The following is a 12,368-nucleotide window of genomic DNA, read 5'->3' as shown; positions in this document are numbered from 1 at the left end:
TCAAGTTCTTGTTTATCTTTAAAGACACGAAAAAAGCCGCATTAACGCGGCTTGTATCTTTTAATGCTCTAACTTGTGTCATCTATACTGTTTGCTCCCCAGTTGTCTCGGTTCGATTCCATCTCTAAATCAGTCTTATAATCAAAGTAACTCCAGAGCTTTCAACAAAGCGTACTCACTAGAGGTGGCACCTATTTGAGAAAAATGTGCATTCGGAAACATTGGAGCCAAATGATGATATCCAGGGAGTACTTGCAATTCGATTAAGACACCATCAAAGGCAAGTTGTTTGGCAAATGTAAATCGTCTCTCCCTAGACATACTCTTGAATCATTATAATTAACTTTTCAGGCAATATTTTTTTAGCGTTTGTATATTTCACTCTGCTTCATTCCTTATTTTAGAAAATAAGGTGCAAAACCAATACATTAGAAAAGCTTATTTAGCGTTAGAAAAGATTTACCCCCATGCAAAGTATATAATCACTTCGGACCATCTCAAGATTAAAAGTTAGTCGTTCCTATGGATATATTTAATTAACTTTACTTTACTGGTATCGATATCGAATGTAATAAACTCTTTTGCATTTGGAGGATTGTGTGGACCGTAGTACGTGTTGACTTCAACAATCACTCGAAAGGCATAAGCTCCAGGGAATCTCCTTTTTAGTTCTAGAACCTTCATTTCATATAAACCATAACTTGGCTGCGGCTTGTGAATTTTTTGATAATACTGATTAATCGCCAGCTGTATGGATGGATTAAGTAAAGTTAACGATAAAGACTTATACTCCTCCTCATTCACTGTACCATGCTCTGCATATGCTGATGCGCTTAGGCTTAGCGTTAGAATACAACTAACAACTATAATTAATACTTTTCTCATGTCCTCCACTCCTTCTTCCTTAGTATCCCTAATCGACCAGTTTCTTTCCCCATTAAGTTTCTCAATGGTTGATTTTTTTAACATAAGTCAACGACAAGTCGCTTGGGAGTTGATTTTATAAACCGTATAATCATAATCAGAGGTGATGTTGAATGAACGAAATTAATTTATCATCGATTCTTGTAGCAAAACGCAGAGAAAAAGGATTAACACAGGATGCGGTTGCTGCATTTATCGGTGTTTCCAAAGCGTCTGTTTCCAAGTGGGAAACGGGACAAAGCTATCCTGATATCACATTTCTTCCACGCCTTGCGGCCTATTTTAACATCAGCATTGAAGAATTGATGGGCTATTCCCCGCAAATGGAGCAGTCGGACATCGCGAATCTCTACACCCGACTCGCTAATGATTTTGCTTCTCTCCCTTTTGATGAGGTGATTGCAGAATGTACGGCGATCATCAAAAAATATTACGCCTGCTTTCCACTCTTATTGCAGATGGTCAGGCTGTACACAAATCACTTCACGCTGGCGAGAACACAAGAGCAAAAAGAGGTGCTTCTTAACGAAGCCGTGACGCTATGTGAACGGATTCAAACCGAAAGTGGCGATATGCAGCTTTCGAGCGATGCGGTTTTGTATCAATCCGTTTGTTTTCTATCGCTAAGGAGTCCGCAGCGGGTCTTAGATTACTGGGGAGACCGTCCGGCCCATGATGCCAAAGGGCGCGTTAATTTCACAGGCATATCAGCATATGGGCAATATCAGCAAAGCCAAAGAAACCTTGCAGGCTGAACTGTATCAGCACGTAATGGCAGTCTTTCAAGGGCTGCTGAACGTCCTCCAATTCAATATGGATCATATCGAAAAAGCCGAAGAAGCTTTTAAGAAAGCGTCGGATTTTGCACGGATTTTTGATATGAAACGGCTAAATCCAAACAATGTCGTCCTGCTTTACGCACTAGGCGCTCATCTATATTGTGTGAACAAATTTCCTGAGAAATCGATTGAACTCCTTGAAAAATATGTGGATACCTGCGTGGAAGGCTTCTTTCCTTTTGAGCTTCGTGGAGATTCCTTCTTTGATCTGATTGATCCGTGGCTGAAAGATTTCGACGTCACCGCTCCCCGCAGCGAGCAGGTTATCAAGGATAGCATGATGAGGGATGTTCTAATGAATCCAGCGTTCAATTCGTTACGTGAAGTACCCGAGTATCAAAGACTAATTCAAAAAATGAATCATTTTTTGCAAGAAAAAAGTTGATCGGAGGTTATGGGTATGAATGAGAAGCTAATCATTGGCCAAGAAACGAAATATCCTTTGAATGGCATTTTGTCATTGCCAGAGAATTGCTCATCCAAAGTTCCAGCCGTGGTATTGGTGCATGGCTCTGGCCCTGCGGATATGGATGAAAAAGTCGGCAATAACTACCCTTTTAAAGACCTTGCCGATGGGTTGTCGGAAAAAGGAATTGCTGTGCTGCGATACGATAAAAGAACATTCGTCTACGGAAAAGAAATGAAAAACGAAACCGGATTATCCGTTAAAGAAGAAACCATGGAAGATGCTATCCTTGCTGCTGATTTATTACGTAAAGACTCACGTATTGATTCAAACCAAATATTTATTATCGGTCATAGCTTAGGCGGGATGTTAGCTCCACGAATTGATGCAGAAGGTGGACATTTTGCTGGTATCATTATTATGGGTGGGTCTCCACGAAGATTAGAAAAAATTTTGATGGACCAAAATAACGATGTTTTAGCGTCGTTGAATATGTTTTTGAAAATGATTGCTAAGAAACAAATCGCAGCACTATCATCCAAGTTTGATAAAATCTATACGTTAAGTGATGAAGAAGCAAAATCAACTGTAGTTTTGGGGAAATATTCGAGAGCCTACTACTTCAAAGAGATGGGAGAACATCCATCCATTCATTACCTCAACGTATTAGATAAACCCGTACTCATTTTGCAGGGAGATCGAGATTTCCATGTATCCGTAGACAAAGATTTTAAGGCTTACAAAGACTTATTATGTGAAAAGCCAAATGTAACGTTTAAACTTTACCCCAACTTAAATCATTTATTTATGCCAGCTGTTTACGGTGAAATATTAAAAATGAAAAAAGAGTATAAAGTTGTGCAGCATGTTGATAAGAAAGTGATAAATGACATTTCCAACTGGATTCTTTCCATTTAGGAAAAACAGCCAAACCTGTTGGACGTTTATTCAATTCAATAACCTACTGATTTCTTCAAAACTTCTATACTTTCCTGAAGGAACGATTGATTTTTTTCAACTCCTCTGTTTTCACACCAAGAAACGGCGCTAAAAGCATCGTAAAAATTATAAAATGGCAATACGAGTTCGAGATTTAACATCGTACGAATCGTTTCATAACCTTCAATGTACGGGGATTTTGTTCTCGGGTTCACTTCCCAAATATATCTATTGATTTTAGTGAAATCTATTTCAGTGGAGCCACCGCGAGCACTCTCGAAATCAATAATACCTGCAACCTTGTTACCGTTCACCAGTATATTGCCTGGTCTAAAATCCATATGTACAAAACATGGTCCGTCAGGATCTGGTAAAGCAGAGAAATCACCATCAAAATGAAGAATGCAACGTTCATACAATGCTGAATCGAGGAGCTCTTTACAGGGCTCTTTCCACTTTTCAAAATTACTTTTGATGTGTAGACGCCAATTATTTTGGTCAAAAAAATGAAAGCCGCCGGCTGAATGATAACCATATCCTGACGTTTTCACCTCATGGAGCATTGCATGATACACCCCCATTTGAAAAGATAGCTTTTCATCAATATTTTCTGTACAAGGTACACCTTGAATTGCTGAGAGAAGCAACGCCCCCGTAGTCATTTCATCCCCATACCAAATGTCCAATACCTTAGGAACAGGTAATACGCCCTTCAATGTTTCGAGCATCTGAAATTCACGAAAAAGCTTATCCTTGTTAAATGGAATCTTTACATAAACGTCTTCTCCATTAGCAAGAGTAAGTTTATATACATCCGAACTAAATGATTCCGGAACATCTTCAATATTTAAGACGTTCAACTTTAGCTTTTCTATAACGTTTAGAATGGAACTCATATGGAACCTCCTCTATTTGGTGCTCTAATATAAATCAGCGAGCCTGTTTGATGTGGCTCGCTGATTTAATGCTCTGCCATTCCATAATACAGTTCGAAACAAGGGCCTTCAACCTGTTCGTGGTCAGATGTCGGAAACCGACAAAGGACGAAGCTTTACGTTTATCGCACAGGTATAAACTTTCCCTTTGAGCAAATTTGCCTAAAGGGCAAACTTAAGTTAAGATGATCCTGAGAAAGGAGTCGTGTGAACCCCAAATGAAGTCAACAACTTACGATTGCTTCCCCACAGAAACAGCCATGTTGGAGGTGTACGCATAAGCGGAAAATGATGGCCAAACCAACTTTGCGGCATTTAAAAAAGAAGCGACAGAGCAATCGCTAGCGATCGCAGCATTTGAACTTGCAGTTGAACATGGTCTGGACGGCTTCGTTGTTGAAGATATCGTGCAAAAAGCCGGTTACTCCAGAAGAACTTTCGCAAACTATTTCACATGTAAGGAAGAAGCTGTTGCGATGGGAGCTACAGCTGTTCATAACACTACTGAGTTCGAGAATTTACTCACCCAGATTCCCCCAAATACCTCCTTGCTTGACGTTCTGTATCAACTCATCCAGATGCAGCTTACAGCGGATCTCATAGGAAGATTGCGTGAGCTTTTGGTACTTTCAAAAAAATATCCGGTGTTAGAGCCGCATTTCCTTGGAGTATTGCACCAGATGCAGACGACTGCGCAAGAAACATTGTTAGACTTGTCTAACGGAAATGATGACGAGGTATATACTTATCTTCTTATAAACGCAGTTTATGGGATTATTCTTCCTTTAATTGACGGAAGGCTTAATGTGCTGCTCCCTGGACAAAAGAAGAATGACTATCCAACCACTGAAGCTGTACCGTTTGATGAGTTTTTAGAAACCATGTTTAGTTATTTGCGCAAAGGATTCTGATGCGCCAGCAACCCATATTCACCATAGAGGGAGTGTAAAATAGATATATGTCTACATTATTGTATAGATTGGGAAAACGGCTTTTCGTAAACCGGGGTATTTCATCATTGGTTGGGTATTGATTCTGGGTATTGTCATTTCTATGATCAGTATCAATGGTATTCATATCAGTTCTGAAATGAAAATTGAAGGCACGGAATCACAGAAGGTCTTGGATCAATTAGCTAAAGAATTACCTGCCGCCTCCGGCGGGCAAGGAAGTGTTGTGTTCAAAGCACCTAACAACGAGCGTTTGGATACACCTGAGCGTTTGGCTGCAATAACGAAAGCTGTTAGTGAAGTTTACGCATTGAAGGATGTGATTAATCCTGCGGATTATGCAGCTGAAGCTAGCAGTTCGGGAGCAACCGCAGACATGGCTCAGGCTTCGAATATGCAGCAGCAATCAGCTGCAGCCTCTCCTCCTCCCTATGGTCCTCTAATGATGGATGGTGTTCCTGTACCTGGTGTCCTTCTCTCTTCTGACGGAAAGGTTGCCCTGTTTCAATTTCAGTTTACCATTGAGCAGTCTGCAATTACTCAAGATGGTTTTGATTCTGTAATTGACTCCGTTATGACTGCCCAGCAAGGAACCAACATCACCGTGTTACCGGGCGAAACACTCAAAACGGTAGCGATCGGTGTGGGATCGGCAGAGATTATCGGACTGATCATTGCTATCATTGTTTTGCTAATCACCCTGGGTTCCGTCGTTGCGGCAGGTCTGCCTCTTGTCACTGCACTCCTCGGTGTTGCCATTGGAGTAGGTGGAGCGTTCTCGATTTCCAAATTTATAGAAATGCCAAGCGTTACTTCCGTCCTGGCTCTCATGGTTGGTCTCGCCGTCGGAATCGATTATGCTCTCTTCATTGTCAATCGCCAGCGACGAATGATTATTGATCAACGCTTGAGTGCACAAGAGGCGACTGCAAGAGCCATTGGCACATCGGGCAGCGCTGTATTTTTTGCCGGATTAACCGTCATCATTGCACTGTGCGGTATGCTTGTCATCGATCTCACCTTCTTATCTACGATGGCTTTAGTTGCGGCGGCTACCGTTCTTATTAACGTATTTGTTGCCCTTACGCTATTGCCCGCTTTACTTGGACTAGTTGGTGAACGCATCTGTTCTCCTAAAGCACGCGAGAAAAGCACCAAACATCCTAAAGCTGCTGGCCGCGGGATTGCTCACAGATGGGTGAAATTCGTTATCAAGTATCGTTGGATCACCATTATTGCCATCGTCGTGCTTCTCGGGGCTGCAGCCACACCTATAACAAAAATGGAAATGGGTATCCCGGGAGCTTCTTCAGCGAATCTGGACACAACAGCAAGACAAGGCTATGACGCCATATCCGAAGGCTTCGGAGAAGGATTTAACGGACCCCTTATTCTGGTCGCAGAGCCTAACAATTCTTCCGCTCAGGTGACTCCGGAACTCTTGGGCAGTCTTATGCAGGAACTCCAAAGCCAAAATAACGTTGCACAGGTTACACCGCTAGGTATGACAGAAGATTTGGCTATCTTTAGTCTTATTCCCGAAACGGGTCCCAACGATAAAATCACCAAAGATCTGGTGAATGAGCTGCGATCTACTGAATCGAGCGTTGCACAGACGAATGACGTTAAGATTGGTGTTACCGGCTTCACTGCCGTTAACATTGATATGTCAGCCAAATTGGCGCAGGTATTCCCGATCTATGTAGGAATTATTATCCTGCTGTCGCTTATCATTCTTCTCTTGGTATTTCGTTCGATTATCGTTCCAATTAAAGCAACGATCGGCTTCCTTCTTAGTATTCTGGCTACATTCGGGATCACTACTGCTGTATTCCAGTGGGGCTGGCTCCATTCACTCTTTGGTTTCGACACTGGCGGCCCGCTGCTGAGCTTTATGCCGATCATCGTGACAGGTATCCTGTATGGTTTGGCAATGGACTATCAAGTCTTCCTTGTCAGCTCGATGCGGGAATCATACGTACACGGTCACAGAGGAACAGAGTCTGTTGTTCATGGTTATAACCAGGTAAGTCGTGTAGTTGTTGCCGCAGCGGTGATCATGGTCTCGGTATTTGCTGGGTTCATCTTCACAGATGACGTCATGATCAAACAGATTGGTTTCACATTAGCTGTAGGAATTCTGATTGATGCTTTCATTATTCGGATGGGGTTGGTCCCTGCCATCATGGCCATTTTCGGTGACAAGGCTTGGTCGCTTCCAAAATGGCTGGATCGCATTCTACCGAATCTGGACGTTGAGGGCGAGAAGCTGATTGCTACACTTAATGCTAAAGATCATTCCAACTCTAAGTCTTGATCGTCAAGTATTTGATGATAGTACAAAAAAGCCCGTTGACCAGTTTGAAGTGCACCCCTTAGAATAGACATTGGAAAAACCCCTGGGTTTAGCCGATGAAATTCTAGGGGGTGTATTTTTTTATGGCGATTAAGGGACAAAAGTTTAAAACGTATTCGGAGAAGATAAAAAATGAGGCTATTCGTTTGCATACGGTTGAGGGGTGGACTTATCGAAAGATTAATGAACATCTGGGGATTCATGATCCAGGACGAATGAAGCGCTGGATGCGAAAATATCGGGAACAAGGTGAGTTTGGACTGATGGATCAGCGAGGTCGACGTAAAGAATACTTGGATCAAGACCGCTTTGTACAAAAACTGAAACGGGAGAATGAGTTGCTAAAAAAGTGCTTGGTCATCTGGAAGGAGGAAGCAAACAAGAAAGATTTCAGATCATAGAAAAAGTAGCGGCATACGGTGATATCCAGAAACTTTGTAATGTGTTTGGCGTGTCACGGAGTGGATTTTATGCCTATGTAAAACGTAAACGATTCGATCGCGACGCAAAGGCGAAGAAACAAGTGCTTCAAACGTATCAACGATATGAAGGCAAATATGGTTATCGGCAGCTCCAGTTGTTCCTTTGGCAAGATCAGGGGATTTGGATGAACCACAAAAAGGTGCTCCGCCTGATGCAAATGCTCGGTATTCAATCTCGAATCCGTCGTAAACGGCGCTCCAGCAGCTCGTATACACCTGCGCAGCGTGTAGCAGAGGACCTCTTGAAGCGAGATTTCAGTGCAGAAAAACCGAATCAGAAATGGGTAACGGACATTACCCAGTATCGTGTAGGAGAGCGCTGGATATATCTTTCAGCCATAAAGGATCTGTTTAATAACGAAATTGTGGCTTACGAAATAGGCGAACGCAACGACAATGAACTGGTGCTTCGCACATTCAGCAAGGCGTTTGCGAAGCAAAAAGACGTGACCGGACTGGTCGTTCATAGCGACCAAGGATTCCAGTACACGTCTCATGCTTACCACGACATGCTGCCAAAGGTTGGCGCCCGAATCAGCATGTCTCGCCGAGGAAATTGTTATGACAATGCCTCGATGGAGAGTTTCTTCTCGCATCTCAAAACGGAAGGACTCTATCCTTATCATATCCGAACGCTTAGCGAAGCACAAAGCAAAATCGAAAAATATATCCGTTTTTACAACCGAAAACGGCCACAACGGAAACTAAAAAAACTGACGCCGGTAGAGTACCGACGCCAGTTTGCAGCCTAGGGTCTTTTTATAATGTCTACTAAATGGGGTCTTGACCAGTTCGGTCAATGGGCTTTTGTTTTGTTTATCTTCCCGCTTTTAAAAAATGATTCAACCAAGCTTATAGTGCTTTATTCCTTCAAGCTTTCCATAAAATAGTGCAGTGCGTTGGATACCCACTTCTTTGGATGAAGAACGAGCTGAATTTCGAGTTGAAGTTCTGCATGTTCAAGGGGCAACACTTTCAGTTCCCCCGCTCGATTTCCTCCATTACAGCCATTTGCGGCAGAATTGAGATACCCTCTCCTGACTTAATACTTCTTTTGATTGCTTCCGGATTGCCAAGTTCCAGACCAATCCGATAGGGGATTGAATTTGCACGAAGCACCCGTTCAAGCAGCTGCCTGTAATTACAGGTATCTTCAGGCATGATCCATTCCATGTCCTTTAGATCATTCAATTCAAGCTGTGCTTTGGCGATCAGCGGATGTTGCGGATGCACGATCAGCAATAGCGGTTCTTGACGAATGGTAATCCACTGCAAAGCTGGATCACTCGAATCATCTGCAAGAATAAGCCCGATATCGGCTTCACCCTCTCTGACCTGATGCAAAATCAATCCCTCACGATTCGTATGCAATCGTATGTTGAGATCCGGGTATTCCTTACGGGCAGCTTGCATATATGGAGGTAGAAAGTAAGAAGCGATGGAATCCATCGTACCGATCGTCAAAGAGCCACCGCCCTGCTTCGCCATTTTTTCCTTGGACTGCTCAAACAATTCCAACATCTGTCCGGCAAGCTTGAACAGCTCTTCCCCGGCAGAAGTTAAGCGAATCTTGTTATTGCTGTAGCGTTCAAACAGTTTGACTTGATATGCTTTTTCCAGCTTTTGAATCTGCGTAGTAACACTGGATTGTGCATAACCCAGCACTTCTGCGGCTCTGGTGAAGCTCTCGCGAATGGCAACTTCTCTGAACGTCTGAAGATAGATTAAATCCAACTTGCTCACCTCATCGAAAATATTGATGACAACCATCATTTGTTATAGGTAACTGTGATGCTGGTTCCTATGATACATTAGTTTCAATATAACGGGAAGAGGTCGTTGATTATGATGAACGAACAACATGTTCAAGGAATTTATATACCGGTAATTACCCCTTTTTCGGATGACAACAAGTTGGACATTGAATCGTATCGGAAGTATGTTACCCATCTTGCGGAACATGACATTCAGGGTTTGGTCGTAAACGGCACGACTGGAGAATCTCCGACCGTCTCCTGGGATGAAGTAAAGCAGATGGTTGAGGTAACCAAAGAGATTTTGATAAGTCTGAACAAAACCATCCCCATCGTTGTGGGGACAGGAACAAATGATACCTATTCGACGGTCCATCGGACCGAAATGGCCGCAGAATTAGGAGCAGATGCTGCTCTGGTGGTCACTCCCTATTACAACAGGCCCACGCAAGAAGGTATTCTGGAGCATTTCTCCAGCGCGTCCCGGACAGGACTGCCGATTCTGGTCTATGAGATTCCGGCTCGAACCGGAAGTCGAATGACCTTAGATACGATGAGAAAAGTCTTGGATCTGGACGGGGTTATTGGCCTGAAGGACAGCACTGGCGGTTTGGATCTGCTGCTTGCTCTAACCCAATATGAGACGAAACCTGTACTATGCGGCGAGGATGCGTATTTCCATGCGATGCTGTGTCAAGGCGCCGCAGGCGGGATGGTGGCCTCTGCCAATATTCATACCCAACGGTATGTGGAGGTATATCAGCGTTTTGCATCTGGTGACGTGAATGCGTCTAGAGACAGCTTTAAGCAACTGCAACCGCTGATTAGTGATGTATTTGCAGAACCTGCTCCAGCCTCGATCAAATGGTGGCTTGCTCAGCAACAGCTGATCGCCTCTGCAAAATTGCGTCTGCCGCTGACTGGCGCATCCGAGAAAGCAAAACAAAGGCTGTCGGATACACTCGCAAATATGGTCGTACCCACTTAAACAAAAGCACATCTTACTAAGACCTATGAATACATTCAGTCTGATATAGTGAGTCAGATTGGTTTGGAAATAAAACACAACCCGTATTGATAAAACTCAATACGGGTTGTTTTAACTTTAACTAGAGATCTCCAGAAGGAGAACGAAATCATGCTAATCCACCATTCATAAGGGAATGCTGTTCACTACTTTGAATCTTAAAAGTAATCAGAAAAGTAAGGCGCCTGCTGCTCGATAGCATCTTCTAACAAATCAAGCGTTTCTGGATCACATTTAATGCGGCCAATCTTATGCAAGTACTCCGGACGCTTATAGCCTAACAACATGGTTGTCATGGTTTGGATGTTTATGCTGTCTTCACTGCGTCGGCTTTGACTTCGAACCACTCTTCCGCTTCCATTCGGTTCAATGTGTAGTGTAAATGTGCCTTGATTCCAGAACAGCAAAGGGTCCTGCAATGTAAAGGTCCATTCTCTCTCCATCGCTGCGGGTTTGAACGGATATTTTGAGATAAATTGCTCTATGTCCACGATCCGTGCCATAAAGTATGGGGAAATCGTTTCCTTAATATCAGCATCTTCCAGCAGAAAGGCTAGCTGTTCATCGGTATGAATATTGCCAACCACCTTGGAAATCATTGAAAAATGCGCACTAATGAAATTCCACAGCCCACTTCGCGCCTCTTCATGAATGAAAATCATATCTTTGACGTGAAATACTTCTTCTTCAATCCAATATAATATGTAGCCATCAGGTTGACCGTCTTCCCCATAATAGACAGCTGCAGTTAAGTCATCGGAATCCCATCGCCAGTACTCACTCCACGCAAGTTCTTTTCGCAGCATGGCCCCATGGGTTTGTATGGAGAAACGTTCATAAGCCGTCCTCACATCTTCGCTTTCGGGTTCTACACGTGCCACATCACCAGGAACAGGTTTGTTTTTGGGTAATTGGAAATCTTGAACCTCAAACACAATTTTATCAGAAATGATCTCCCACCCTTTACGGCGATAATACGGTATGGAATAAGGATACAAGTAAGAAATGGATTGTTTCTTTTCACGCATATTGGTGAGAGCTTGCAGCAGCAGTTTGTTCATTAAGCCTTGACCGGAATATTCAGGAAAAGTACCTACACCTGTTACGCCACCCATAGCGTAAGTTTGGTTAAATATCCGAACCTCAAATGGATATATGGATACCTGAGAAATCAGTTTTTCTCCATCAAACCATCCAAGTACATCTGCTTGTTGTAAAACAGGTGACTTCTCATGGAGGATTTCGCTTTCTTTCCATCCATGTTTGTGAAGATCATTATGAGTGACCTGAAATACATAACGTAACAGCTGACTGTATTGCTCTAAATGGGATATATCCACTTTTTTCATTTTTAAATTTTGCTTACGGTGCATGCCAGTTATTCTCCCTTAGTTTTAAATTATATTATTTACCAATTGCTTGAGAATAATGCTGGCATTAACCTTTTTTACGTTCGTTCTTTTGCAGGTACTAACTTTTAAAAGTCTCAAATGTAAATCCTTCCAACTCTTCTTCAGCTTCACGCATCAGGTCCAACAAATGATCTGCATACTCTCCCAGGGAGTTGCGGCTTGCATCAAAATCAATCCACTGAATGGTAAGTGGCATGGGCATGAAGCCAGTTAAGCAATCCCATAATGCATCCAAATTCCGACCATACGTTTGTCCTAATTCGAGTCTGGTCTGAAGCACGTCATGTAATTCTTCTTTACCATGAATATCCTTTCCATTGATGACTACGGTTTTCATAATATCA

The 12,368-nt window shown here is 42.8% G+C and carries 13 protein-coding genes and 1 pseudogene; 9 read left to right on the top strand and 5 right to left on the bottom strand.

The genetic code is table 11. The features are described 5' to 3' along the window. Positions 1-510: 510 nt before the first annotated feature. Positions 511-885: a DUF3888 domain-containing protein gene (locus tag ACTWJ7_RS16950; RefSeq protein WP_301247699.1), complete on the bottom strand. Its 375-nt coding sequence runs from the start codon at positions 883-885 to the stop codon at positions 511-513. Between the two features lie 152 nt (positions 886-1,037). Between ACTWJ7_RS16950 and ACTWJ7_RS16945 the strand changes: the two genes are divergently transcribed. From ACTWJ7_RS16945 to ACTWJ7_RS16935, 3 genes are read left to right on the top strand one after another with little or no spacing between them, the layout of a single operon-like run. Continuing rightward, positions 1,038-1,679 carry a helix-turn-helix domain-containing protein gene (locus ACTWJ7_RS16945; RefSeq protein ID WP_443145650.1) on the top strand — a complete coding sequence of 214 codons (642 nt, stop codon included), beginning with the start codon at positions 1,038-1,040 and terminating at the stop codon, positions 1,677-1,679. After that, complete coding sequence (locus ACTWJ7_RS16940) at positions 1,639-2,148, top strand: hypothetical protein (RefSeq protein ID WP_443145649.1); 510 nt, start codon at positions 1,639-1,641, stop codon at positions 2,146-2,148. Before ACTWJ7_RS16945 ends, ACTWJ7_RS16940 begins: the two co-directional genes overlap by 41 nt. Positions 2,149-2,163: 15 nt before the next feature. Continuing rightward, positions 2,164-3,087, top strand: a complete 924-nt coding sequence (locus tag ACTWJ7_RS16935; protein ID WP_301877206.1) for an alpha/beta hydrolase family protein — start codon at positions 2,164-2,166, stop codon at positions 3,085-3,087. A gap of 35 nt (positions 3,088-3,122) precedes the next feature. Here the strand turns inward: ACTWJ7_RS16935 and ACTWJ7_RS16930 are convergent, their stop codons facing one another. Continuing rightward, complete coding sequence (locus ACTWJ7_RS16930) at positions 3,123-4,004, bottom strand: phosphotransferase family protein (RefSeq protein ID WP_301877208.1); 882 nt, start codon at positions 4,002-4,004, stop codon at positions 3,123-3,125. A 386-nt stretch (positions 4,005-4,390) separates the two neighbouring features. Between ACTWJ7_RS16930 and ACTWJ7_RS16925 the strand changes: the two are divergent. The 5 genes and pseudogenes from ACTWJ7_RS16925 to ACTWJ7_RS16905 form a co-directional block, all read left to right on the top strand. Continuing rightward, a pseudogene (locus tag ACTWJ7_RS16925) lies at positions 4,391-4,456 on the top strand (TetR/AcrR family transcriptional regulator); the annotation flags it as partial. A gap of 63 nt (positions 4,457-4,519) precedes the next feature. Next, positions 4,520-4,954: a hypothetical protein gene (locus tag ACTWJ7_RS16920; protein ID WP_443145648.1), complete on the top strand. Its 435-nt coding sequence runs from the start codon at positions 4,520-4,522 to the stop codon at positions 4,952-4,954. Positions 4,955-5,096: 142 nt separating this feature from the next. Continuing rightward, a complete protein-coding gene (locus ACTWJ7_RS16915) occupies positions 5,097-7,310 on the top strand; it encodes an MMPL family transporter (protein WP_443145647.1) in 2,214 nt (737 codons plus the stop codon). Between the two features lie 122 nt (positions 7,311-7,432). Further along, a complete protein-coding gene (locus tag ACTWJ7_RS16910) occupies positions 7,433-7,750 on the top strand; it encodes a helix-turn-helix domain-containing protein (protein WP_079350485.1) in 318 nt (105 codons plus the stop codon). Beyond that, positions 7,699-8,583 (top strand): IS3 family transposase, encoded by an 885-nt coding sequence (locus ACTWJ7_RS16905; protein WP_301877092.1) that lies wholly within the window; start codon positions 7,699-7,701, stop codon positions 8,581-8,583. The genes ACTWJ7_RS16910 and ACTWJ7_RS16905 overlap by 52 nt, the downstream gene beginning before the upstream one ends. A gap of 223 nt (positions 8,584-8,806) precedes the next feature. Here the strand turns inward: ACTWJ7_RS16905 and ACTWJ7_RS16900 are convergent, their stop codons facing one another. Then, the gene (locus ACTWJ7_RS16900; RefSeq protein ID WP_443145646.1) at positions 8,807-9,565 is read right to left on the bottom strand and encodes a LysR family transcriptional regulator; all 759 of its coding nucleotides are present in this window, start codon (positions 9,563-9,565) and stop codon (positions 8,807-8,809) included. Between the two features lie 111 nt (positions 9,566-9,676). Between ACTWJ7_RS16900 and dapA the strand changes: the two genes are divergently transcribed. Then, a complete protein-coding gene (gene dapA / locus ACTWJ7_RS16895) occupies positions 9,677-10,573 on the top strand; it encodes a 4-hydroxy-tetrahydrodipicolinate synthase (RefSeq protein ID WP_301877215.1) in 897 nt (298 codons plus the stop codon). A 197-nt stretch (positions 10,574-10,770) separates the two neighbouring features. Here dapA and ACTWJ7_RS16890 read toward each other — a convergent pair whose 3' ends face one another. Both ACTWJ7_RS16890 and ACTWJ7_RS16885 read right to left on the bottom strand, forming a co-directional pair. Further along, positions 10,771-11,985 (bottom strand): GNAT family N-acetyltransferase, encoded by a 1,215-nt coding sequence (locus tag ACTWJ7_RS16890; RefSeq protein ID WP_301877216.1) that lies wholly within the window; start codon positions 11,983-11,985, stop codon positions 10,771-10,773. 97 nt (positions 11,986-12,082) lie between these two features. Continuing rightward, positions 12,083-12,361: a barstar family protein gene (locus ACTWJ7_RS16885; protein WP_285075307.1), complete on the bottom strand. Its 279-nt coding sequence runs from the start codon at positions 12,359-12,361 to the stop codon at positions 12,083-12,085. Between the last annotated feature and the right edge of the window lie 7 nt (positions 12,362-12,368).

This window comes from Paenibacillus sp. 1A_MP2, assembly GCF_052244825.1.
In the GTDB taxonomy this organism is placed as follows: Bacteria; Bacillota; Bacilli; order Paenibacillales; family Paenibacillaceae; genus Paenibacillus; species Paenibacillus vandeheii.
Note: the sequence above shows the minus strand (reverse complement) of the source record. Positions and strands in the feature narration are given on the sequence as shown.

Excerpts from the sequence above, each read along its gene's own strand:
- ACTWJ7_RS16950 (WP_301247699.1), bottom strand. The coding sequence starts at position 885 with ATGAGAAAAGTATTAATTATAGTTGTTAGTTGTATTCTAACGCTAAGC.
- ACTWJ7_RS16945 (WP_443145650.1), top strand. The coding sequence starts at position 1,038 with ATGAACGAAATTAATTTATCATCGATTCTTGTAGCAAAACGCAGAGAA.
- ACTWJ7_RS16940 (WP_443145649.1), top strand. The coding sequence starts at position 1,639 with ATGGGCAATATCAGCAAAGCCAAAGAAACCTTGCAGGCTGAACTGTAT.
- ACTWJ7_RS16935 (WP_301877206.1), top strand. The coding sequence starts at position 2,164 with ATGAATGAGAAGCTAATCATTGGCCAAGAAACGAAATATCCTTTGAAT.
- ACTWJ7_RS16930 (WP_301877208.1), bottom strand. The coding sequence starts at position 4,004 with ATGAGTTCCATTCTAAACGTTATAGAAAAGCTAAAGTTGAACGTCTTA.
- ACTWJ7_RS16920 (WP_443145648.1), top strand. The coding sequence starts at position 4,520 with ATGGGAGCTACAGCTGTTCATAACACTACTGAGTTCGAGAATTTACTC.
- ACTWJ7_RS16915 (WP_443145647.1), top strand. The coding sequence starts at position 5,097 with ATGATCAGTATCAATGGTATTCATATCAGTTCTGAAATGAAAATTGAA.
- ACTWJ7_RS16910 (WP_079350485.1), top strand. The coding sequence starts at position 7,433 with ATGGCGATTAAGGGACAAAAGTTTAAAACGTATTCGGAGAAGATAAAA.
- dapA (WP_301877215.1), top strand. The coding sequence starts at position 9,677 with ATGATGAACGAACAACATGTTCAAGGAATTTATATACCGGTAATTACC.
- ACTWJ7_RS16890 (WP_301877216.1), bottom strand. The coding sequence starts at position 11,985 with ATGCACCGTAAGCAAAATTTAAAAATGAAAAAAGTGGATATATCCCAT.
- ACTWJ7_RS16885 (WP_285075307.1), bottom strand. The coding sequence starts at position 12,361 with ATGAAAACCGTAGTCATCAATGGAAAGGATATTCATGGTAAAGAAGAA.